General features: G+C 71.2%; 19 protein-coding genes and 2 pseudogenes. 6 read left to right on the plus strand and 15 right to left on the minus strand.

What is annotated here, in order from left to right; genetic code table 11:
- Window positions 1-102: 102 nt before the first annotated feature.
- From QCD66_RS12015 to QCD66_RS12025, 3 genes are read left to right on the plus strand one after another with little or no spacing between them, the layout of a single operon-like run.
- Window positions 103-780 (plus strand): DUF6244 family protein, encoded by a 678-nt coding sequence (locus QCD66_RS12015; RefSeq protein WP_375735120.1) that lies wholly within the window; start codon window positions 103-105, stop codon window positions 778-780.
- On the plus strand, window positions 705-1,124 hold the full coding sequence (locus tag QCD66_RS12020; protein WP_375735119.1) for a DddA-like double-stranded DNA deaminase toxin: 420 nt from the start codon (window positions 705-707) through the stop codon (window positions 1,122-1,124). Before QCD66_RS12015 ends, QCD66_RS12020 begins: the two co-directional genes overlap by 76 nt.
- Window positions 1,121-1,534: an Imm1 family immunity protein gene (locus QCD66_RS12025; RefSeq protein WP_375735118.1), complete on the plus strand. Its 414-nt coding sequence runs from the start codon at window positions 1,121-1,123 to the stop codon at window positions 1,532-1,534. Before QCD66_RS12020 ends, QCD66_RS12025 begins: the two co-directional genes overlap by 4 nt.
- 425 nt (window positions 1,535-1,959) lie before the next feature.
- Here the strand turns inward: QCD66_RS12025 and menC are convergent, their stop codons facing one another.
- From menC to QCD66_RS12055, 6 genes are all read right to left on the minus strand, one after another.
- A complete protein-coding gene (menC, locus tag QCD66_RS12030; RefSeq protein WP_375735117.1) occupies window positions 1,960-3,081 on the minus strand; it encodes an o-succinylbenzoate synthase in 1,122 nt (373 codons plus the stop codon).
- 22 nt (window positions 3,082-3,103) lie between these two features.
- On the minus strand, window positions 3,104-3,775 hold the full coding sequence (locus QCD66_RS12035) for a MurR/RpiR family transcriptional regulator (RefSeq protein ID WP_375735116.1): 672 nt from the start codon (window positions 3,773-3,775) through the stop codon (window positions 3,104-3,106).
- A 67-nt stretch (window positions 3,776-3,842) separates the two neighbouring features.
- Window positions 3,843-4,838: an LLM class flavin-dependent oxidoreductase gene (locus QCD66_RS12040; protein ID WP_375735115.1), complete on the minus strand. Its 996-nt coding sequence runs from the start codon at window positions 4,836-4,838 to the stop codon at window positions 3,843-3,845.
- A 13-nt stretch (window positions 4,839-4,851) separates the two neighbouring features.
- The gene (locus tag QCD66_RS12045) at window positions 4,852-5,454 is read right to left on the minus strand and encodes a hypothetical protein (RefSeq protein WP_375735114.1); all 603 of its coding nucleotides are present in this window, start codon (window positions 5,452-5,454) and stop codon (window positions 4,852-4,854) included.
- Between the two features lie 13 nt (window positions 5,455-5,467).
- Window positions 5,468-6,880 carry an amidase gene (locus QCD66_RS12050; RefSeq protein WP_375735113.1) on the minus strand — a complete coding sequence of 471 codons (1,413 nt, stop codon included), beginning with the start codon at window positions 6,878-6,880 and terminating at the stop codon, window positions 5,468-5,470.
- Window positions 6,873-7,781, minus strand: a complete 909-nt coding sequence (locus tag QCD66_RS12055) for a M20/M25/M40 family metallo-hydrolase (RefSeq protein WP_375735112.1) — start codon at window positions 7,779-7,781, stop codon at window positions 6,873-6,875. Before QCD66_RS12055 ends, QCD66_RS12050 begins: the two co-directional genes overlap by 8 nt.
- Window positions 7,782-7,799: 18 nt before the next feature.
- On the opposite strand from QCD66_RS12055, the gene QCD66_RS12060 reads away from it, so the two are divergent.
- Window positions 7,800-8,024 carry a hypothetical protein gene (locus tag QCD66_RS12060; protein WP_375735111.1) on the plus strand — a complete coding sequence of 75 codons (225 nt, stop codon included), beginning with the start codon at window positions 7,800-7,802 and terminating at the stop codon, window positions 8,022-8,024.
- Between the two features lie 42 nt (window positions 8,025-8,066).
- On the opposite strand, the gene QCD66_RS12065 is transcribed toward QCD66_RS12060, so the two are convergent.
- From QCD66_RS12065 to QCD66_RS12105, 9 genes and pseudogenes are all read right to left on the minus strand, one after another.
- Window positions 8,067-9,005, minus strand: a complete 939-nt coding sequence (locus QCD66_RS12065; RefSeq protein WP_375735110.1) for an ABC transporter ATP-binding protein — start codon at window positions 9,003-9,005, stop codon at window positions 8,067-8,069.
- Window positions 9,002-9,955, minus strand: coding sequence for an ABC transporter ATP-binding protein (locus tag QCD66_RS12070; protein WP_357543795.1), 954 nt, complete (start codon window positions 9,953-9,955; stop codon window positions 9,002-9,004). The genes QCD66_RS12065 and QCD66_RS12070 overlap by 4 nt, the downstream gene beginning before the upstream one ends.
- A complete protein-coding gene (locus tag QCD66_RS12075; protein ID WP_357543794.1) occupies window positions 9,952-10,806 on the minus strand; it encodes an ABC transporter permease in 855 nt (284 codons plus the stop codon). Before QCD66_RS12075 ends, QCD66_RS12070 begins: the two co-directional genes overlap by 4 nt.
- Window positions 10,803-11,837: an ABC transporter permease gene (locus tag QCD66_RS12080; protein WP_375735109.1), complete on the minus strand. Its 1,035-nt coding sequence runs from the start codon at window positions 11,835-11,837 to the stop codon at window positions 10,803-10,805. Before QCD66_RS12080 ends, QCD66_RS12075 begins: the two co-directional genes overlap by 4 nt.
- A gap of 54 nt (window positions 11,838-11,891) precedes the next feature.
- Window positions 11,892-13,499: an ABC transporter substrate-binding protein gene (locus QCD66_RS12085; protein ID WP_375735108.1), complete on the minus strand. Its 1,608-nt coding sequence runs from the start codon at window positions 13,497-13,499 to the stop codon at window positions 11,892-11,894.
- On the minus strand, window positions 13,496-14,494 hold the full coding sequence (locus QCD66_RS12090) for a DUF1028 domain-containing protein (protein WP_375735107.1): 999 nt from the start codon (window positions 14,492-14,494) through the stop codon (window positions 13,496-13,498). Before QCD66_RS12090 ends, QCD66_RS12085 begins: the two co-directional genes overlap by 4 nt.
- A 1,407-nt stretch (window positions 14,495-15,901) precedes the next feature.
- Entirely contained in the window at window positions 15,902-16,729 is an 828-nt protein-coding gene (locus QCD66_RS12095; protein WP_407567243.1) for an alpha/beta fold hydrolase, read from the minus strand.
- Window positions 16,730-16,735: 6 nt separating this feature from the next.
- Window positions 16,736-18,529: pseudogene (locus QCD66_RS12100) on the minus strand (amino acid adenylation domain-containing protein); the annotation flags it as partial.
- A gap of 57 nt (window positions 18,530-18,586) precedes the next feature.
- Window positions 18,587-19,888: pseudogene (locus tag QCD66_RS12105) on the minus strand (condensation domain-containing protein); the annotation flags it as partial.
- A gap of 215 nt (window positions 19,889-20,103) precedes the next feature.
- Here QCD66_RS12105 and fes point away from each other — a divergent pair.
- Together fes and QCD66_RS12115 are read left to right on the plus strand one after the other, a co-directional pair.
- On the plus strand, window positions 20,104-21,351 hold the full coding sequence (fes, locus tag QCD66_RS12110; RefSeq protein WP_375735105.1) for an enterochelin esterase: 1,248 nt from the start codon (window positions 20,104-20,106) through the stop codon (window positions 21,349-21,351).
- On the plus strand, window positions 21,348-22,724 hold the full coding sequence (locus QCD66_RS12115; protein ID WP_375735104.1) for an amidohydrolase: 1,377 nt from the start codon (window positions 21,348-21,350) through the stop codon (window positions 22,722-22,724). The genes fes and QCD66_RS12115 overlap by 4 nt, the downstream gene beginning before the upstream one ends.
- Window positions 22,725-22,800 lie beyond the last annotated feature (76 nt).

Genomic DNA, 22,800 nt, shown 5'->3' on the forward strand with positions numbered 1-22,800 from the left:
AGTGATGCCTGTCCATAGCTGTCCGTTCGAACATTTCGCCCGTCGGACTTTCGTGGAGGCCGGATCATTGCCGATGATGGGCTGGTTGAGCGGGAGGTGGGCGTGTCGCTGATCGATTCCATCCGGAGCAGGCTGCACGCGATGACGGCGGCTATCAGGCATGCGCAGGAGCAGACCGCGGCGGCTGATCACTCCGCACAGCAGGTAGTCGCGCATGCGGCGGGGGCAGGTTTCATCGGCGTCGCCCGTGAGATGGCCAGGGTCCGCGACCTGCTCGGGCAGCTCCAGGCCGGGATCGGTGGCCTGTCGGTGCTGGTCGGCGAGACCGGCACAGCGGTAGCCGGCGCGCACGCACAGCCCACGGCCGGTCAGATCACCGCTGCGTTTGCCCCGTTACTGCATCGTCTGGGCGCGCTTCCTGCCGAGGTTGGGCGGTGTATCGGCCAGGTTGACCAGGCCAGGCAGTTGACCGTTGCGATTCTGCGGGGTGGCGATCCTGGTGTGATGATGGCGCGGCTGGACGCGGTCCGACAGGCCCTGGTCGCGGTCGGTCAATACGGTGCGGACACCGTGCGGGATGTCGAGGCGGCCGTTGCCGAGGCGGGTCAGCTCGGCGGTTCGGGAAACCGGCTGCGGGTGTGGGCGTACCTTCGGGGTCGCCGGCACCCGATCCGGCATCTGCCGACACGCCGACCGGCCGGCCGGTGCCGGCGTGGATCGGGGACGCGGCCCGGCGACTACCTCGACGTGACGGGGACCAGGGCCCGACCCATGGCGTGATGTTCGATCCGGACGGGCGTCGGTTGACCCGTCGACCAATCCGGTCCGGAGAGGACCCCTCGCTGGCCGATGACCTGGTACCTCGGGCGCGTGGCTGGATGACCGTCATCAGCCACGTGGAGTCGTACGCGGCGGCAATGATGCGCCGGAACCAAGCCCCCGACAGCGTCGATGTCGTGGTCAACAACGACGTCTGTGTCGGTCCCTTGAGCTGCGACACCCTACTGCCCGGTCTGCTGCGGCCGGGCCAGCGGATGCGGGTCTGGGTGAAGGCGCCGGAGACACCCGAAGGCGTACGGTACTACGACGAGTACGAGGGAAACGGGAAAGGGATCCGGTCGTGAAGTTCGCCGTACAGTGGGGCCGCAACGCCGCCGTCCCGGTCGCCACCGTCGAGGAACTCGACACCGTGCTCGACCACATCACCGACGAACGGCGGCCACAGATGGTCAACCTGTTCAACCCCGACCACGGCGACCCGTGGGACGAACAGAGGATCCTCCAGATCGGACTGGGGCACCCCGATCGGTCGTTCGCATACCTGGACCCCGACCAGGTCTGGGCCGTCGATCCCACCCTCGAACCCGCCAGCGAGCCGATCTGGTTCAACTACGGCGGCACCCCGACCGAGTACTCAACGGCCAGGACCCGCATCCACCCGGCAACCGCCCGACAGGCGGCACGCGACTTCCTGACCACCGACGGACAACGCCCCGGCCACATCGACTGGCAACCAATGACGGAACAGGTCTGAGGTCAAGTCGACTGCCATCCGTCGGCGCTCGACGTACGGCGCCTGGTCGAAGAGGATCGTCAGCCGGCGCTGCCGCTACGGCGACGGCGAGGGTCTCAACATTGATCGCGCCGATGACGCCGGTCGACGCGACGTGCCGGCGCTGGCGCTACGGCGTCGGCGAGGATCTCAACCGGGACCTGGTCCACGGCGTAGGCGACCACGACCCGACCGGCGCTGGCGCTATGGCGTCGGCGAGGATCTCACCGCCGTTGCCTGCGGCGAATCAGCCGCTGGCCATGGGCGTGGGGGTGTACCGCCACGACCGCCGTTGTCGTGAAGGGCGATTCAGTGTTCCCTCGGGCGGGGGGACTGTGCCCGGACGATGCTCGGCCGCCTCACCGACCGTGCTCCCCAACGGGCGTGGGGTGGGTGGAGGGCGAATGTCAGCGCGGGGCTCGGCGCCGGTTGATGTCGAGGGCGACCGACTCGATCCGGGCCAGGTCGACCGCCAAGCCCAGGCCGGGGCCCGGCGCTGGGGAAACGTATCCGTCCCGCGCGATGATCGGCGGATCGACGATGTCGTGTGTGAAGTATTTGTCGGAGCCGGAGAGGTCGCTCGGGTAGCCGAAGGCGGGATCGCACGCAAAGGCGATGTTGGCCGCGCGACCCACTCCGAACTCGTGCATGCCGCCGCACCAGACGCTGACGCCGTTTTCGGCGCACTGCCGGGCGAGGGCCAGCGCGGGCGTCAAACCGCCCACACGGGAGACTTTGAGGTTGACCACCTGTGCCGCGTCCAGCGTGACCATCGTCTCCAGGTCGGCGGCGTCCTCGATGGACTCGTCGAGGCACAGTGGTGTCGCGATCCGCTGCCGCAGGCGGGCGTGAGACACGAAGTCCCGGCCGGGGTACGGCTGTTCCACCATGGCCAGCCCCAGCCCGTCCAGATGGCGCATCACCTCGTCGGACTCGGCTCCCGGCCGGTAGGCGCCGTTGGCGTCGACGTGCAGCAGGAGGTCGGGGTAGGCGCGCCGCACCGCCCGGACCGGCTCGACGTCCCAGCCGGGCCTGATCTTGAGTTTCACCCGGTGGTATCCCTCGTCGAGATAGCCGCCCACGCGCTCGACCAGGCACCGGCTCGACTCCTCGATGCCGACCGAGACGCCGACCGGGATCGTCCTCGGCGAAGTCCCGAGAGCGACCGTCAGCGGTATGCCGTCGCGTCTGGCCGACAGGTCCCATGCGGCGCCGTCGAACCCCGCCTTCGCCGCCTGGTGCCCGGCGATCCCCGACCATCGCGCGTTCAGTTCGCCGGGATGCCGCCACTGATGGTCGAGCACCGCGGGGGCGAGGAACTCCGTGGCGACGGCCCATGCGGTCGAGACGTACTCCGAGGAGAACCATGGGCCGTTACCGCACGCGATCTCGCCCCAGCCGTCGAGGCCCGACTCGTCGTGGAGACGGACGAGGATGTGCTCAATTGCGTTCTTGCGGTGGGAACTGGTCTCGAAGGTCGACCTCAGCGGCAGCCTGACCCGATAGAGATCTATACCGATGACCCTCACCCGTGTGCCTCCGGCGTCGCCGTCATTCCAGGTACGTGTCGAGCGCCTGGTGCAGGCGCTCCCGTTCGGCGAGCCTACGCCGCGCGCCCTTCGCGCTCGCAGTGGTCAGCGTCGTGAGCAGGTGGATGACCGCGGCAACGGCGGTCGGCGAGTCCGCGTAGGAGGCGCTCACGGTGGGTACGACGACGACCTCATGCGCGATCCGGGCGATCGGCGCGTCCGGGGAGTCAGTGATCCCGATCACGACCCCACCCTGTGCCGCGAACTCCTCCGCGACCGTCACGGTGCGGCGCTGGTACCGGCGGAAGGAGAAAGCGACGAGGACGTCGCTGGGGCGCACGTCGAGGAGCACGTCGAGGGAGCGGACGGTGACCTCGTCGACCAGCAGCACCTGGCCGAGGCCGGCGGAGAGGTCCCAGGCGAGCAGTGTGGCGTGGGCGAGGCTCTTGCCCGCACCGACAATGAAGCGGCGCCGGGCGCTGACGATGCCGCTCGCGGCCCGCACGAGCGAGTCGTCCTCGCCCAGGTGGTCGAAGGTCCGCTGGAGGTTTCGCAGCTCGGCGTCGAGCACCCGGGCCCGCAGGTTCGCGGCGGACATGTTCATCTGCAGCCGCGCCGCGTAGCGGTCCCTCGGGCTGACCAGGCTGCGGTTGTCCGACTCGGTGCTGTGGATCTGCGTCTCGTCGAGGGTCACTGTCGGTCCTTCGGTCAGGGCGGCCGCCGCAGGGAGACGATAGCGTCAGCGTCCCCGTGGTGGGTCTTCACGGTGTCGTACGAACGAACTGTGCCAGGAGGGGCATCACCTCGGTGAGGTTGAGTTTCCCCGCGACCGGAATCGGGGCCAGCGCGATCTCGTCCACGCCGGCGGCCGTGTACGCGAGGAGGCGTTCCCGGCACGACGCGACCGTGCCGTAGGCGACGAAGCTACCGACCACCTCCGGCCCCAGCCGCGGCCGCAGGTCGTCGACCGGGCGGCCGAGCAGCGGCTCGATCTGCTCCCAGAGCCCGCTTCGGGCGAGGGTGGGCGCCACGCGGCCGGACGCGAGCCGGGCGGCGACGAGTTCCCGTGCGTTGCCGAAGGCGACCTCCTCGTCGTCGTTAACGCTGGTGTAGACGAACGCCGCGATCGGCAGGTCCACGCCCCGCTTGGCGAGCGCGGGCGCGATCTCTTGGCGTACCCAGGAGACGTACCCGGGCGAGGAGAGCGCCGAGAGGATGAGCCCGTCCGACTCCCGTGCGGCCATTCGCAGCATTTGGGGGGACTCAGCGGCCGCCCAGAGGCGCGGGGGCTTCGTCGCCGGATAGTCCAGCCGTACTCCGTCGAGGTTGTCGAACTCGTCCCGCCAGCGCGTGTCCGCGCCGGACAGCAGCGAGCGCAGGAGCCGGAGGCGGTCGGTTAACGACCCGATAGCCTTGTCGGGCCGGCGGCCAAGGGTGTCGAGGGCCCGCAGGCTGCCTAGCCCGATGCCGGCCTCGAACCTTTCCGGGAACATCGCGTCGAGGGTGGCGACCTCCATGGCGAAGGTGGCGGGACTTCGCACGTACAGGGACGCGATGCCGAGGCCGACCTTGATGCCGCCGGTCGCCGCGAGCGCGGCTCCGGCGGTGGAGAAGGCGCCCTTACGGAAGTAGTCCTCGGTGATCCAGAGTCTGGAGTAGCGGGACTGTTCGGCGAACCGGGCGACCGCGAGGGTCTGATCGGGCGGGACCGCGCTGCTCAGCATCAGCGACATCCGGGGGGCGCGCTTCTCCGTCATCGTCCGCGCGCTCTCAGGCCGGCCGGTCGAGGGTGAAGGTGTAGGTGATCGGCTCCCCGTACGGGTTGCCGCCGAGGCCCCGGTCGGTCAGCGTGTCGTCGAAAGCCGGGCGCGGCTCCTGGAAGGGTTGAAGCGGTCCGGAGTGGAAGTGCCACATCTTCCACGCCGGCACGCCCGCGCCGTTGTCGCGGTGATAGATCTCGGTTGCCTTGCTGCCGAGGGTCTGGTCGACGTCGGGGACCTCCCAGTGCCGTTCGGTCTGGACGGGGGCGACGCGCCGGTAGGTGAGCTCGCTGATGACCCAGGCGGTGTCGGCGCGCGCCTCGATGCGCAGGACGGCCACGGTCTGCGTCAGGCGGGGCGGGATGCCGGTGTCGATGAAGTGCTGCCAGAGCTTGGCCACCTCCTCGACGCCGAAGTACGTGAAGCTGTTGCGGTTGAACATCGAGAAGGCGTTGCCCGAGGGGAAGCACTCGCGCATGGCCGGGATGTCGAGCCCGACGTTCGCCTTCCACCACTGCTTGTGCAGGGCCAGCACCTGCCGCTTGTCATACTCGGTGGTGTCCATTCCCATGGGGTTGCCCTGACCTTTCTGTTCGCTTTGTGTGTCTGTCACTGCTGCCTCTCCTTCAGGTCCCGGCCGGGCGGCGGTCGGGCCAGCGGTACTGCCGTTCGAGCCGCCGGCCGATTCTCAGAAGCGAAGCCTCGGAGAACGGGCCGCCGACGAGTTGGACGCCGAGCGGGGCGTCGCGCGAGTCGGTGTGGGTCGGCAACGAGATCGCAGGCAGCCCGGCGACGTTGACCCATCCGGTGAATGCCCCGACCGCCTTGAGAGTCGGTTGCCCCTGGTCGGGGTTGTTGTGTTCGTGGGTGACCACGCCGTGCGGCGGGGTGCGGACCGCGCTCGTCGGCGTCACCAGGACGGCGAAGTCCTCGACCCAGGGGCGCACCAGGTCGCGGGTCAGCCGTTTCAGCTCGGCCACGGCGCGCACGTAGTCCCGTACCGACATGTCCTCGACGTGGCGCAGGCGTGCGCGTACGCCCGGCTGCATCGGCTGGCTGAGGTCGTAGTCGAGCAGGTGGCTGCCGGCCGGGCCGACGAAGCGGCGGTAGAGGTCGATCGCCTGGCTCTGCGCGATCGTCGGCGCCACCTCGACGATCTCGTGCCCGTCCCGGGCGAGCCGGTCGGCGACCTCGCGGGTCGCCGCCACGCACTCGTCGTCCACTTCGATGTCGCCGGGCGCCTGCAGGAGTACGGCGATGCGCAGCGGCGGCGGATCGTCGTGGAGGGCCCGCTGGTAGTCCGGCGGCGGGGTCGCGGTCACCGTCCACGCATACGGGTCGGGAGCGGCGACGACGTCCAGGATCGCGGCGGTGTCGGCGACGGCCCGGGTCAGTACGCCGTCGACGGATGAGCCCTCCCAGTTCGGTGTCCGCTGCGGGAGCAGCCCGCGGGTGGGTTTGAGGCCGACGAGGCCGCAGGCGGACGCGGGAAGGCGGATCGAGCCGGCGCCGTCCGTAGCGGTCGCCGCCGGCACCATGCCCGCGGCGATCGCCGCCGCCGACCCGCCGCTCGACCCGGCCGGGCTCACCTCCGGGTGCCACGGGTTGCGGGTGACGCCGTGCTTGATGCTCTCGGTCGTCGGCGTCGCCGCCAACTCGGACGAGGCGGTTCGGCCGATCGGCGTGAAGCCGGCGGCGAGCAGCCGCTCGACGAAGATGTCGCCGCGCACCTGCGGCGCGGCCGAGACGGCCAGGGACGACTTTGTGTTCGGCTGTCCCGCGACGTTCTGGACGTCCTTGACCGCGATCGGCACGCCGAAGAACGCCGGGAGGTCGCGGAGGTCCGCCAGCTCCCTGGTCGCGCGCTCGGCGCGGTCGAGGAACGCCTCGTCCAGCCAGACGATCGCGTTGAGACGGTCGTTGAGCCGGTCCACGCGGTCGCGGTAGAACCGTGCCACCTCCAACGGCGTCACCTCGCGCTCCCGGATGCGGCGGGCGACCTCCGTCGCCGGGGCGAACGGGTCCAGCGGCTCAGCCACGGTCGTCTCCTGTCATGGGGGCGTCGAGCAGTTCGGCGAGGAGCGCGGCGGCAAGGGCGACGCGGTCGACGAAGCGGTCGGCGATGACCCGCTCCTCGCGGGTGTGCGCGCCGCCACCGACCGCGCCGAGCCCGTCCAGCGTGGGGATGCCCAGCGCCGCGGTGAGGTTGCCGTCCGAGCCACCGCCGACCGAGACCTGCTTGAGTTCGGGCAGGTCGAGCGAGCGGTTCACCCGCCGCGCGGTCTCGTAGAGTGCCGCGGACGTCCGCGCCGTCATCGGGGGGCGGTTCGGTCCGCCGACGAGCTCGATGCCGCACCCGATGGGGGACGGCTCTGCCACCAGCCGCCGTAGCGCGTTGTCGACACGCTGCTGTTCGTCGGGGTCGGCCGCCCGCACGTCGAGAGAAATCTCGGCGAGGTCGGGAACGGTGTTCCTGGACGTGCCCGCCGTGAGGAGGGTCGGTGTCACGGTGGTTCCCCGGGCCGGGTCGGACAGCCGTGCCGCGGCGATGGTCAGGCGGGAGGCGTCCAGCGCCGAGTTCACGCCTCGTTCCGGTTCCAGGCCGGCATGGGACGCCTTGCCGTGCACGCGGAGCACGTAGTGTGCGGTGCCCTTGCGGGCGGTCTTCAGCGCGCCGTCCGCGCCGGCACCCTCGAAGACGAGCGCGGCCCGGCAGCCTTCTGCCTCCGTCTCGATCAGCGCCCGCGACCCGCCGGACCCGAGTTCCTCGTCGGCGGTGGAGAGCAGGCAGATCCCGTCGAGCGCGCGATCGCCGGCCACCTCCCGGAGCACCGCCAGCGCATGCACCGCGATGACGATTCCTGCCTTCATGTCGAAGCTCCCGGGTCCGCGGACCAGGCCGTCCTCGTGGGAGAAGGGGAAGTCCACGAGCGTGCCCACGGGCCAGACCGTGTCGAAGTGGGTGAGCATCAGGACGCGGTTGGGCGAGCCACCCCACCGCCACCGCAGGTGCGGCAGTGCTTCGCCTCGCGACTCGGCCCGGCGATCAACGCGTGTCAGGACGAGGCCCTCCAGGTGGTCGGCGCACTCGTGGAGCGCGGCCGGAACCGCAGACGGGGACTCGCACTCGACCAGAAGCTTCAGGTCGTCGAGTATCTGCGGCAGACGGCGCGCCGCGGCTGACAAAAGGCGTGCCGGCCGGGGCCGGGACAGTGTGGGCACGTGTCAGTCCTTCTTCACGCAGGCCAGCAGCCGGCCACCGGCGACCTCGACGAGACGGGGATCGACGGCCGCGCACTGCGGGCCGGCGAGTGGGCACCGCCCTTGGAAGGCGCACCCCGTGGGGATGGCCGAAGGGCTGGGCGTCTCGCCCCGCATCGGGGTGATCTCCCACGGTTCGTTGGGCGTCACCCGCGGTTCGGACTCGAGCAGGCCCTTGGTGTACGGGTGCATCGGATTGCGGAAGATCTCGGCGGTGGGTCCTACCTCGACGATGCGCCCCAGGTACATCACGGCGACCCGGTGGGCGATTCGACGCACGCTGGCCAGGTCGTGGGAGATGAAGACGTAGGTCATCTTCCGTTCGTTTTGCAGACGCTGCAGCAGCGCAAGCACTCTTGACCGCACCGACTGGTCCAGGCTCGCGGTGGGCTCGTCGAGCACGACGAGCTGGGGGCGGGTGATCAGGGCGCGGGCGATGGCCACGCGTTGCGCCTGCCCACCGGAGAGGTCGCGCGGCCGCCGGGTCAGGTACTCGTCACCGAGCCCGACCTCGGCGAGCGCGGGAACGACCCGGTCCCGGGCGGCACCGCGCCTCATGCGGTGCATTCGGGCCAGTGGCTCGGCGACGATGCGCTCGACCGTCCACATCTGGTCGAGCGACTGGTCGGAGTGCTGGAACACCATCTGCACGAGGTGACGCAGCTTGGGGTCGCGTGCGATGGCGCCGACGTCATGCCCGGCCATGCGCACGCGGCCGGTGGTGGGCGCCTCGAGCCCGGCGACTGCTCGGGCGGTCGACGACTTCCCGCATCCGGACTCCCCGACCAGGGCGATCGTCTCCCCGGGCTCGGCGGCGAAGCTCACGCCGCGTACGGCGGGGACGCGGCGCCGGCCGTTCATGTAGGTGATGACGAGGTCATCGACCTGAAGCAGTGGGCTCACGAGACACCCCGGTGGTGGCAGTTGACGGTCCGAGTCCCGCTCCGGCGTGCGAGCGGCGGCTCGCGGTGGCACAGGTCCGTGCTGAACGGGCACCGCTTCGCGAAGCGGCAGCCGGCAAGCGAAAAGTCCACCGAGGACTCCGTCACCCGGTCGCCGATGTCGTCGGCGCTCGGGACGTGGTCTTCGAGGCTCTCGAGCAGGAAGCGGGTATAGGGGTGCACGGGGTCGTGAAAGATATCCTGCGTCGGGCCCACCTCCATCACCTGACCGCCGTAGAGGATGATCACCTGGTCGCACATGCTGCTCACGACGGCGAGGTCGTGGGTGACCATGAGAACCGCCCGGTCGCCGTCGGCCATCAGCTCCTTGAGCAGCAGAAGGATCTGCGCCTGGATGGTGACGTCGAGACCGGTCGTGGGTTCGTCGGCGATCAGCACGGGTGCCTGGACGGAGAGCGCCATCGCGATGACGACCCGCTGACACATCCCTCCGGAGAGCTGGTGCGGGTAGGCGCGCTCGACCCGCAGCGGATCGGATATGCCCACCTTGCGCAGCAGCTCCCGGGCCTCGTCCCGCGCCTGGACTTTCCCCATCCGTCGGCGTTGCCGCAGCACGCGTACCATCTGTTTGCCGATCCGCATGGTCGGGTTCAGGGCGGCCCGCGGGTTCTGGGACACGAGCGCGATCCGGTCCCGTACGGCGGTGTCGTAGGAGCGTGACGCGCCGCGGAAGATGGGTCGACCCGCCACCTCCGCCGTCCCGGCGGAAACCTCGACGCCGTCGGGCAGAAGTCCCATGAGGGCCAGCGAGAACATCGACTTTCCGGAGCCGGACTCGCCGACCAGGCCGACGATGGAACCGCGCTCGATGGAGACGGTGACATCGCGCAGCAGCGTCTGCCCGGACCGGGCGATCCGGAGATCGAGGTCGTCAACCGCGAGAAGGCTCATGAGTTCTTCCATTTCGAAAGCCCGTCACCAATCAGCTGGAAGGCCAGCACGGCGATGAGCATGAACAGGCCGGGGAAGAACGCGGGCCACCACTTGCCGGTGAGGATCTCGCTGTAACCCTCCGAGATCATCGTGCCCCACTCGGCGGTGGGTGGCTGGACGCCGACGCCGAGGAACGACAGGGCCGCGATGTCCAGGATCGCCCATCCGGCGGTGACGGTGGTCTGGATGAGCGGCGCCCCGATCGTGTTGGGCATGATGTGCCCGAAGATGATGCCGCCGCTTCCGCTGCCGGCCAGCTTGCTGGCGGGGATGTAGTCGAGTTCCCGTTCGGACAGTGCTCGGGCCCGGGACAGCCGGATGAAGTGGGGCATCGATCCGATGGTGACGCCGACCGCCATGAACACCAGGCTGTTGCCGGTGAAGGCGACGACCATGAGGGCGAGCACGAAACCGGGGAAGGCCAGCAGCGCGTCGGTGAAGCGCATGACCACTTCGTCGACGATGCCACCGAGGTAGCCGGCAACGGCGCCCAGCAGCGAGCCGAGCAGCATCGCGGCGACGGCGACTCCGATACCGAGCACGAGGTCGAGGCGGATCGCGGCGACCGTACGGGCGAGCAGGTCGCGGCCGTACCGGTCGGTGCCGAAGAGATGGTCCGGGCCCGGTGGCAACAGCGACTGACCGGCCGCCGTCGCGTTCGGGTCGGGCAGCAGCAGCGGACCGACCAAGCCGATCAGCACGAGGACGGCCAGCAGCAGCAGCCCGAGCCGCAGTCCGAGGTCCCCGCGGCCACGCAGCCGGGCCAGCCGGCGTGGGCGAGCCGAGGCGAGCATCCTGGCGGTCGTCATCCTGCCCTCCTCAGGTCGATGCGCGGGTCCGAGACGACGTACAGAAGGTCGACGACGAGGTTGATGAGCACGTAGCTGACACCGACGACGATCACGAAGCCCTGCACGACGTCGAGGTCGCTCTGCGAGATCGCAGTGCTTAGGTACCGCCCGATCCCGGGCCACGAGAAGATCTGCTCGACGATGATGTTGCCGGCGATGAGGTGCCCGGCGACGAAGCCCATCGATGTGATGATCGTCGGCAGCGCGTTGCGGAAGCCCTCCTGCAGCAGGATGTGCCGGCGCCCCAGGTTCAGTCCGCGCGCGGCCCGCGTGTGGCTCGCGCTGAGCGCGTCGATCATCGCCGTACGAGTGATCCGGGCGAGCGCGATCGAGCTGAGCGTCCCCAGCAGGAGCGCCGGCAGCGCGAGCTGGGCGAGCGCCGACGTTGCCAGGGCACTGTCGCCGGCGATGAGCGCGTCGATGGTCAGGAAGCCGGTGTGGCGCGGCGGCGCGCTCGTGCCGAGTGGCAACCGTCCCACCGGGCTCGGGAAGAGGCCCAGGGAGTAGACGAGGACGAAGATGGCCATGAGTGCGAGCCAGAAGCTGGGCATAGAGCCCCCCACCGCAGTGAAGCCACGTGCCACCGCGTCCGGCCACCGCCCTGCCCTGGCGGCGGCGACCGTGCCGACGGTGACGCCGATCAGCACGGCGACGACGAACGCCAGCAGGCTCAGCTCCAAGGTGGCGGGAAGGAATGTCAGCAGGTCCGCGGAGACGGGGTTGCCCGTCCGCACCGACGTGCCCAGATCCCCGTGCAGCAGGCCGCCGACGTAGTGGAAGAACTGCTCGTACAGCGGAAGGTCCAGACCGTGCTCGGCGCGGATCCTCGCGATCAGCTCCGGCGTGGCGTCGTTGCCGGCACGGATGACTGCGGGGTCGCCGGGCAGCACCCGGGATGCGAAGAACACGAGCACCGCCATGACCGCGATGGTGATCGCGCTCGACAGCAGGCGTCGCAGGAGATACCTGGTCAAGAGGTTGCGCTCCACGGCTTGCCCGGTCGCCGGGCCGGCCCTCTTCGGCCGGCCCGGCGAATCAGGACGTCATTTACGGGACAGGTACTTCAAACGGGGCAGCAGGTCGTCGGTGAGCGTGACGCCCTCTACATCGGACCGTGTCACAACGGACATGTTCTTGGTGAACAGGCCGACGAACGATGCCTCGTCGATCACGATCCGCTGTGCCTCGGCCGACAGTTGGTCGCGTGTGGTGCGGTCGCCCTCGGCGATGCCGTCCAAGACGAGCTTGTCGAACTGGGCGTTGGCGAAGCCGGTCCGGTTGGTCGCCCGGTCCGTCAGCAGCAGGGCACGCATCTGGAAGAACGGATCCTGCACCCACGAGGCCCAGTTCGCGACGAAGAACCCGAGCTCCTGAGCCTTGCTCCGGGTCTCGAAGTCGGCGTCGGCCAGCTGCTTGATCTGGACCTTGATGCCGGCCTGGGCGAGCGCCGACTGGATGTGGACGGCCGAGTCCACCGAGATCGGGTCGGCCGAGGAGATCGAGAGGTCGACGGTCAGGTCACGCACCCCCGCCTGCGCGAGAAGCTGCTTGGCGCGCTCGGCGTTCGTCTCGTACTGTGTGGCCTTCTCCGACGGCGCGGTACTGGTCGTCATGTTGTGCGGTACCACGCCGTACGCCGGGTTTGCCTGGCCGAGCACGACCTCCCGCATCAGCAACTCGTACGGGACGGCGGCGGCCACCGCCTGGCGGACGAGCTTGTTGTCGAAGGGTGCCACCTTGGGGTTCATGCCCAGGTAGTAGAGCGTGTTGCTGGGCATGCTGTGCACGGTCAGCCCGGCCTGCGAGGACGCCTCCTTCACCAGCCGAGGCGACAGGTCGAGGGCCACGTCGATGTCGCCGTTCCTCAACGCGAGGTAGCGCTGGTCCTCGTCGGCCATGTTGAGAATGGTGAGCTGTTCCGGGTAGACGTCGTCCGCGTGCACGTACTTGGGGTTCTTGACGAGCTTGACGCTCTCGCCGGCGTTCCACGACTCGAGCGTGAACGGGCCGGACGGTGTTGCGTTCTTGACGAAGAACTCGGTGGCGGCGCCGTTCGCGCCCGCGTTCGCCGAGCCCTTCTCCGAGCTCAGGATGCCGAAGGTGCTCAGAGCGAGGAACGCGTCGACGGCCGGCGCCGGTGAGTCGAGCGTGACCCGGACAGTCGACGGGTCGACCGCCACGATCTGCTTCTCGGCGTCACTGATGTGCATGAAGACCGTGCTGGAGCCGCTGACGTAGGAGGCTTCCGAGAGCGTTCGCCGCATCGTGTAGACGACGTCGTCGCCGGTGAGCGGCGAGCCGTCGGCGAAGGTCAGCCCGTCGGCCAGCGCGAAAGTGAGCACCTTGCCGTCGGCGGAGGTCTCGTAGTTCTCGACGATGCCGTTGACGTACTCGTCGGTGCCATCCAGGTAGCCGTCCGCTACCGGGACCATCTTCTGTTCAATCAGGTTGGCGTACAGGTTCGCCACGACCATCTGGGCAGTCATCGTCTTGGTCTGGACGGGGTCGAGCCCGTCCACCTCGCCGGCACCGATGATGAAACTGTGCGACCGGCCGCCGGAGTCGCCTTGCGACCCGCCCTGGCATCCGGTGAGTGCGACGAGGCCGGTGAGCGCGGCCGCCACGAGCGGCGCGATGTGCTTTCGTCTCATGTGCTGGGGGTCTCCATCTGTCCGTTCCGACCAGGCTGGACGGTCGTTGGGGGTGGGACGTCCGGGTGGGCCGCCAGGAGCGCGCGGAGTCCACCCGGGGGAAGCCGGAGCCGGCCAGCGCGTTCGAGCGCGCCGGCGAGCTGTTCGTACGACGGATGCAGCGCGATGGCCCGAGCGAAACAGGAGGCCGCGAGCGCGTCGCGCCCGACACGCGCCGCCACGACACCGCGCCAGAAGGTGGGTTCCGGGTCGTCGCCGAAGACGTGCTGCGCCTCCGCCAGGTCGTCGAGGATCCCCGGTGCGTTGGTGTCGTCGATCGGAGCCGCCCCGGTGCCGACGATCCGGCCGGGGGAGAGGACACCGGCGGTAAGCCTGGCATGCGCCGCCGAGAGCGTCACCAGGCGGGCGAGCTCCTCGATCGGCGCCGGGTGATGGTCGACGCGCAGGTCCATGCGGGTGCCCGGCTGCGGCCACCTGGTCCGTTCCGGACCCACGACCTTGAGCGCGGCGGACATCATGCCGCGCAGGTCGCCGCCGGCCGTTTGTGCGGCGGAGAGGGCGGCGAGCAGGCGCTGTTCGATCGGGCCGGGGCTGTCCCGGTACGCGTCGACCATGTCCTGCCAGTGAGGGCCGGAGAGTGTGTTGCCCGCCGCGGCCACGCCGGCACCTATCCGGTGACCGGCGTACGGAATGCATCCAGCGCCGGTATGGGCGGCTGCCTCGCCGCTTGGGTCGATAACCATGACCTGCCGCAGCTCGCGGTTCTCGTCACCGGCCATCAGCCGCCGCAGGACGACTGCGGGGACGGCGCCGGGGTTCGAGAGCGCGTCGAGAACGAGCGGTCCGTGTCCGGCGTCCCCGAACGCCTGCGACGCGACCGCGCCGGTCCCGGGCAGGACGGTGAGGCAGCGGCGACCGACGGCGAAGAAGTGAGACTGCACGGCCGCGCCGATCTCACCGGTCGCCGGGTCGACGGCCACGATCGAGAACGTCACCGCACTCTCCTCAACTTGCGTCCCGCAACATCCCCGAAACGACAGCCGTTTGCTGGGACTGTTGGCGCTGCCTTGTGAACTTATGGCACGCAAGTTATCGGAGGAGGTGCGGCATGGGCAAGAGTCCGTATCCGGAACGTGATCCACCACCGGCCGGGATCTGCCGCTCAACGAGACCTGCGAGTTCGACGCGGTTCGGCCTGGAGGGTCGGCGGCACGCTGCTGGGCACGACCCGATCGCGGCGGCGGGTCTGGTCGACGCTGAACGCCGGTTCCGATGCCGCATCTCCACGTGCGACGAGCAACGGGCGACGACGGTCAGCGCCGTCGCCCCAAGACGGTGGCGATCATGCCGCGGGTATGTCGGGTGGCTGCGCCATTGACCCGGACTGGAGCGCCGTCAGTGCCGAGAACGCCGCGTCCGGGTTGACCACCGCGGTCGCGCCCAGCAGTGCGGTGTCCGACGTCGGCTCCAAGGAGCCCGGGACAGCCGGTCCGACCAGGTCGGCATGCCGCTCAGGGCCACCGTGTTGGCGGGTACACCTGCTACGCCCGGACGGATTGCTCCTCGTCGGCGACCGCTATGCCGGACGCCACCGTCCCCGCCCACCGCCACGCCGACGAACCCGCACGCCGCGCTGCGTCCCCACTTCCTACGCCTACGCGTCCGCCCCGCCAACCGCGACATCCCCCGCGCCGACGCCGGCACCCAGCCCGACTGCTGGCTGATCGCCGAATGGCCACCCGGCACCGACGAACCCGTCAAATACCCGAGGACGAGGCCCTCGCTGGGGTGGGGCGCCGGTGGCTTTCGTCGGCGGTTGCCTGGGCGATGGGGCGGCGTTCGGCGTCGTAGCTGTCGACCAGGCGCACGCCGGCCCCAGCACCAGGGTCAACCGGGCGAGCAGGACCGTCCGTACCGAAGTCGGTGTGGCCCGGATCAGCTCGTCCGGCGGCTCGTCACTCCGCACGCGCCGGCCACCGCAACCGCCGCCACCAGCGGAACGGCTGCCGCGAGCGCCGGCTCCGCCGAGGCCGACACCCAGCCGGCCAGCGTCATGCCGGCGTCGAGCACTGCGGCGGCGACACTTCACACCCGCCAGCCCACCAGCCGCCACTGGCGGGCGAGCACACCCACCGCACGCGCGACGGGACGCGCACCGGACAGCGCCGGGTAGATCGGCGGGCCGGTACGACCACCGGCGGGCGAGGCGGCTCCGTACCGCGACGACGATGGAGGCTGGCGCGGGCACCACGCGAGTCCGGACGCTCTCGGCCACGCATTGCCAACCGGTGGGCTCCTGCCGGCACACACCGCACATACTGAGAGGTGGACAGAGACGCGGACGCTGGTTCCGATGTCGCTCCCAGCCGCCCGGCAGGCCCGGTTGGCGGCGCGCGGCCGGCTCAGTCAGGCCGGGCTGCTAGGCGGCGGGCGAGTAGGTCGCCGATCACCGCCAGCGCATCTGGGCGCATCATCTGCGGGTGCAGGCAGTCCAGGTCGTGGTTGGTGACCCTTCGCAGGTACGGCGCCCAGCCGGCCCGGTCCAGCCAGTGCTCCGGCCGGGGCCGGGCGGCGGTGAAGAACAGCGCGTCCCCGTCGTAGCGCCGGTGCCGGTGTTCGCGCATCAGCCGGGCGTTGTCGACCACGACGGTGACGATGGCGGAGAGGGTGTCCGCACCGAGTCCGGCAAGCGCGTTGCCGTCGCGGCGTAGCGCCGCGAGCACCGCCTCCGTCGATAGTTTCCCGGCCACGACGGACTCGTCCTGGCCGGCCATGTGCAGCAGAGCCCGTAGCGCGTCGGACTCGTCCGGGGTGGGTAGGTCCCGCCACTGGTCGCCCGGGTACGCGTCGAGGAGCACGAGCAGGTCGACCGGTTCGCCCGCGTCGCGCAGCCGTACGGCTACCGCGTGCGCGATCACCCCGCCGACCGACCAGCCCAGCAGCCGGTACGCTCCGTGCGGCCGAACCGCCCGGATCTGCCGTACGTAGTCGTCGGCCATCTCGTCGATCGACGCCGGCCGGCTGGCGGGGTCGGTCAGCCCGCGGGCCTGCAACCCGTAGACGGCGACCTCGGCGGGCAGGTGTCGCAGCAGCCCGGTGTAGCACCAGCTGAGGCCGCCGGCCGGGTGTACGCAGAACAGTGCCGGCCCCTCGTCGCGGTGCCGTAGCGCGAGCAGGACGTCGAGCGCGTCCCCCGTGACGGGGGCGCCCGTGGCAGCCGTGCCGTAGATCCGGGTGGCGAGGCGGGCGACGGTCGGGGCGGCGAAGACGGCGCCGAGCGGCAGTGCCACCCCGAGCACGTCGCGGATCCGGGCGGTCAGCGTCGCCGCGAGCAGCGAGTGTCCACCGAGGTCGAAGAAGTTGTCGTCGACGCCGACCCGGGGCATCTCGAGGGTCTCGGCGACCAGTCCGCACAGCAGTTCCTCGCGCGGGCTGCGGGGTGCTGTCCCGGCCGGCCCGCTCTCGGGTGCGGGCAGGGCTCGCCGGTCGAGCTTGCCGCTGGTCGTCAGCGGCAGGTCCGGCAGCGTCACGAATGCGGCCGGCACCATGTGGTCGGGTAGTGCCGCCGCCAGGTGCGACCGCAAGGCGGCCGCCACCTCGTCCGACAGTCCGTCGCCGGCCGGCTCTCCGCCGGACCCGCCCGCCGTTACGACGTACGCACACAGCCGGTCCGGTCGGCCCGGCCACGGCACCACGGCGCTGCCGGCGACCGCCGGATGGCTGGTCAGCACCGCCTCGATCTCGCCGGGTTCGACCCGGAACCCACGGATCTTCACCTGGTGGTCGGTGCGGCCGAGGAACTCCAGCACCCCGTCGTCGCGCCACCGGGCCAGGTCCCCGGTCCGGTACATCCGGTCACCCGGTCCACCCCACGGGTCGGCGACGAACCGGCCCGCGGTCAGCGCCGGCCGGTCGAGGTAGCCGGTCGCCACCTGCGTGCCGGCGATGAATAACTCACCCGCGACCCCGGCTGGCACCGGCCGCAGGGCGGCGTCGAGGACGTACATCCTGGTGTTCCAGACCGGGCGGCCGATCGGGACCGGGCCGGGCGGGTCGTCGGCGCGGACCGGGTGGTGGGTGACGTCGACCGACGCCTCGGTGGGGCCGTACAGGTTGTGCAACGGCACGCCGACGGTGCGGTGGAACTCGCGGGCCAGGTCCGCGGGCAGTTCCTCGCCACTGCAGACCACCCGGCGCAGCGTCGCACCGCACGCCGTCGCGCCGGGTTCAGTGAGGAAGACCCGCAACATCGACGGTACGAAGTGGACGGTGGTGACCCGCTCGCGGCGGATCAGGTCGGCCAGGTACGCCGGGTCGCGGTGCCCGTCAGGACGGGCCACCACCAGCGTCGCCCCGGTCGTCAGAGGCCAGAAGAACTCCCAGACCGACACGTCGAAACCGTACGGCGTCTTCTGCAGCACCCGGTCGTCGCCGGTTAGCCGGTACTCGTGCTGCATCCAGGCGAGCCGGTTGACGATGCCCCGGTGCGGCACCAGTACGCCCTTGGGGCGGCCGGTTGACCCTGAGGTGTAGATCGCGTACGCGGTGTCGCCGGCGCGCAGTTTCCGCCGCCGGTCGGTGTCGCCGGGGGCGGTGTCCGGCAGGCCGGCCAGTAGCGCGGCCGTCTCCGGCCGGTCGAGTTCGATCCGGCCCGGCCCGGCGTCCCCGGATGCCGGGCTGTCTATGGTGGACAGGGTCAGCAGGCAGGTCGGTCGGGCGTCGTCGAGCATGAACGCCAGCCGGTCGGCCGGGTACGACAGGTCGAGCGGCAGGTAGCCTGCCCCGGACTTCAGCACCGCCAGCAGCGCCACGACCAGGTCGGCGCTGCGGGGCAGGGCCACCGCGACCAGGGTGCCCGGCCCGGCGCCGCGCAGGATCAACCAGTGCGCCAGCCGGTTCGCCCGCCGGTGCAGTTCGGTGTATGTCAGCGTCCCGCCCGCGTCGGGAACCCCTGCGTCGGCGGCCACGGCCACGGCGTCGGGATGCCCGGTCGCGGCGTGGTCGAGCAGGTCGGTGAGCGTCCCGGCCGGGACCGGGTGCCCGGTGTCGTTCCAGCCGCGCAACACCCGGTGGCCTTCGGTCGGGGTCAGCACCGGGATCGTGTCGAGCGGTGTGTCCGGGTCGAGGTCGCCGAGGATCTCCAGCAGATGGGCGAGCCGGTCCCGGTGGGCGGCAACCCGGTCGGCGGAGTATGCCTTCGGGTTGGCGTCAACGGTGAGCCGCAGCCGGCCGGTGTCCGGGGCGAGGCTGGCGGTGACCTCGAAGTCGTCGGTCGGGCCGGTCGCGAGGTAGTGGACCCGGCCGGCGCAGGCGCCGAACGCGATGTCCTGGCCGAAGGGTTTGATGTTGACCTGTGGGCCGAACAGGCGGCGGCCGGTGCCGACCATGCCGAGGTCGCGTTGCAGCCGCTCGTACCGGTAGCGCTGATGCCGGCGGCCGGCACGCAGCTCGGCGCGGACCTGGGCGGCCAGGTCGCGCAGCGTCGACCCGGCCGGTACGGCGAGCCGCAGCGGCAGCACGTTGACGACGGTGGCCGGCACCCGGGCGGCGACCGAGCCGAGCCGGCCGGTGACGGGTACGCCGAGTACGAGGTCGCGGGCACCGGTCATCCGGTGCAGGTAGGTGGCGGTGGCGGCGAAGACGAGTTCGGCCCAGGTGACCTGGCACGCCTCGGCGAGTCCGTGCAGCCGTTCGCTGCCCCGCTCGCCGAGTTCGCCGTCGAGACGCAGGTAGTGGTGACCGGTCGGAGCGGCGTGATCGGTGAGCGAGACGGCGTCCGGTAGTCCGGCGAGCCGGTCGAGCCAGTAGCGGCGGTCGGTCGCGGCCCGCTCCGAGCCGTCGTACGCGGTCTCCTCGGCGAGCAGGTCGGCCAGGCTGGCGAATTGCGGGTCGGCGGGTTCGCCGCGACCGAGGGCGGCGTAGCCGGTGGCCACTTGCTCGACGAGCATCGAGAAGCCGAAGCCGTCCAGCAGGATGTGGTGGGCGCGCAGGTACCAGACGGTGTGCTCGGGGCCGAGCCGCAGCAGCATCTGCCGGGCCAGGTCGTCGCTGGTCAGGGCGACTGGTCGGGCGGCGTCGGTTCGCATCAGGTCGGCCGCGTGCTTCTCCGGGTCGGGCCGGTCGCGCAGGTCCACGACCGTGGGTTCCGGCTCGGCGGGCCGGTGGGCCTGCCACACCTCGTGGCCGTCGGTGCCGAACGTCAGGTTGAGTACGTCGGTCCCGGCGGTCACCGCCCGGACGGCGGCGACGAGCCGGTCGAGGTCGAGCGGTCCGCGCAGGTCGACGTAGTGGGCGCAGTTGTAGACGGGGTTGTCGGGATCGAGTTGCTGGGCGAACCACAGGGCCTGCTGGGCGGCGGACAGCGGGCGGCGGGCCGGCGCGCCGGTCAACCCCGCTCACCGCCCCGGCGGAGTCCTGGAGGGGCCACCTCCCGATCAGTGAACATTAGGTTAGGCTAACCACAGTGTTAGGCATGGTCAACTGCGACTGTGCGGCCCTACGGCAGGAGGTGCGTGTGCCTACCCGGACGCCGTCCGAAGTGGACGAACCCGCCGCCCCGCGTACCGTCCCGGCGGGTTCCGTGCCACCGCGGATCCCGCGGCCGATGCCGCCCCGTGTGGTGCCCGGCCCCCGGATCGAGACGCTGCGCCGTGACCTGGCCTCCGGCGCCGGTCCGGCCGTCCTTGCGTACTTCTGGTCCGAGGTGGAGAAGACCGGAACCCCGCTGGTCGCCCCAGCCCCGGACGACCCCGGAGACGCGGTGCTCACCTTCGTGTGGCGGGAACGCCGTCCGACCCGGGCCGTGCTGCTGCTGGTCAACAAGCTGGCCGACCGCGCTGACCTGGGCCGCAGCGCGATGACCCGGCTGCCCGGCACCGACCTGTGGCACCTCACCTATCAGGTGCGCGCCGAGTGGTCCGGCAGCTACCAGATCGCCCCCGACGACACCGGTTCACCGGACGACGCCGGGCGAGTCCCGCCCACCGGCCCGGCGTACTGGCGGGAGCTGGCCGGCCGGGCGGTCGCCGACCCGCTCAACCCGGAGACGCTGCCGCAGCACCGCCCGCCGCACAAGTCGGTCGCGTACGGACCCGCCACACCCCGCTCCGGGTGGTGGCGGCCCCGGCCCAGGGTCCCGGCCGGCGCGGTCGACACGGTGCGGGTGCCGACCCGTCTGGCCGGCGGCCCGCGCCGGGTCTGGCGCTACACTCCGCCCGGCCACCGGCCCGGCGGTGGGCCGTATCCGCTGCTGGTGCTGCTCGACGGCGACGTATGGGGGCCGCTGCTGCCGGTCGCGCCGACCCTGGACAACCTGATCCACGCCGGACTGCTGCCACCGCTGGTGGCCCTCATGCCGGACAGCGTGGACCGGCCGACGCGGTTCACCGAGTACGCCTGCCGGCCGGAGTACGTCGAGTTCCTGCGTACCGACCTGATCGGGCACGCCGGTGCGGACCTCGCCGTGACCGACGACCCGGCGCGCACGGTGGTCGCCGGGCAGAGCCTCGGCGGCCTGACCGCCGCGTTCGCCGGGCTGACCGCTCCAGACCGGTTCGGCAACGTACTGGCGCAGTCCGGTGCGTTCTGGTGGCAGAGCGGCACCCCCGACGACGCCGGCGCCGAGTGGCTCGGCCACGAGTACGCCGTCACCGCCCGCCGGCCGCTGCGGCTACACCTCGAGGTGGGACTGGACGAGTGGGTGAACCTGCGCCCCAACCGGCACCTGCGCGACGTGCTGCTGGCCCGGGGCTACCCGGTCAGCTACCTCGAGTTCGCCGGCGGCCACGACCGGCTGTGCTGGCGGGAACGGTTCGGCGACGCCCTCGCCAGCCTGCTCGGGGCAGCCCGGTGACCGTCGTACCGCCCAGCCCGCCGGCCCCGGGAGCGGCGGCGCCCAGGGGCGGCTCGGCAGCCGGGCTCAAGGCGCGGATCGCCGACCTGGTGGACGCCGACGGCGCCTACCTGACCGCGGTCGGCGACGACGTCTTCGCCCACCCGGAACTCGCGTTCCGGGAGTTCCGGACCGCCGACCTGGTGGCCCGCGAGTTGCGTGCGCTGGGCCTGACCGTCGAGGAGGGCCTGGCACAGACCGGGGTACGGGCCATACTGGCCGGCAGCCGGCCGGGGCCGCGGATCTGCGTGCTGGCCGAACTGGACGCGGTCCGGGTGCCGGACCATCCGGCGGCCGACCCGGTGACCGGGGCCGCCCACGCCTGCGGGCACAACGCGCAGGTCGCCCACCTGGTCGGGGTCGCCCGAGCGCTGGTCGCCGCCGAGGCGGCCGGGCAGTTGCGCGGCGAGGTGCTGTTCTTCGCCGTACCGGCCGAGGAGTACGTCGACATCGACTGGTCGGGCGCCGCCCGGGCGGCCGGCCGGATCGAGTTCGCCGGCGGCAAGCAGGAACTGGTCCGGCTCGGCCACTTCGACGGCGTACGGCTGGCGATGATGGTGCACGCCCACGCCGACTCGGCCCCGCTGGGGCTGACCTGGAGTCACACGGGTTTTCTGGCGAAACGGGCCCGTTTCCTCGGCCGGGCCACGCACGCCGCCGCCGCGCCCGAGCACGGCGTCAACGCGCTGGGCGCGGCGACCGTGGCGCTGCACGCGATCGACGCGCAGCGGGAGACGTTCGCCGACCGGGACCACATCCGGATCCACCCGGTGCTGCGTCCCGCCGGGACCGCCCTGAACGTGGTCGCCGACGAGGTCGTGGTGGACATGCTGATCCGGGGCGGCTCCGGCGACGCGATCGCCGCCGCCGAGGTACGGGTGGACCGGTCGCTGCGGGCCGGTGCGCTGGCGCTCGGCGCGGCCGTCGAACTCACCACGCTGCCCGGCTACCTGCCGCTCGTCGTCGACCGGACGCTGGGGGAGCTGTTCCGGCGCAATGCCGTCGACCTGCTCGGCGCGGCGGGCTGGTCGGAGGGGCCCTGGTCGACCGCGTCGACCGACGCCGGTGACCTGAGCCACCTGATGCCGGTGCTGCACCCGACGCACGGCGGCTGTGCCGGTGCCAACCACTCGGCGGGGTTCCGGATCGTCGACCCGTGGCTGGCGTACGTGCAACCGGCGAAGGCGCTGGCGTGGACGGTCGTCGACCTGCTGTACGGCGACGCCCGGGTGGCCCGGGAGCTGCTCGCGGGGCACCGGCCCCGGCTGACCCGGGACCGCTACCTGGAGCTGATGCGGGCGACCGCGCGGCAGGAGACGTATCGGCAGGCGTGACCGGCCGCTGTCAAGATCCTTTGGTGAAGGTCTCAACCTTTGGCTTGCCGAACAAGCTTAGGCTAACCTAACGGCC

It is taken from the genome of Polymorphospora sp. A560 (genome assembly GCF_045781765.1).
Classification (GTDB): Bacteria; Actinomycetota; Actinomycetes; order Mycobacteriales; family Micromonosporaceae; genus Polymorphospora; species Polymorphospora lycopeni.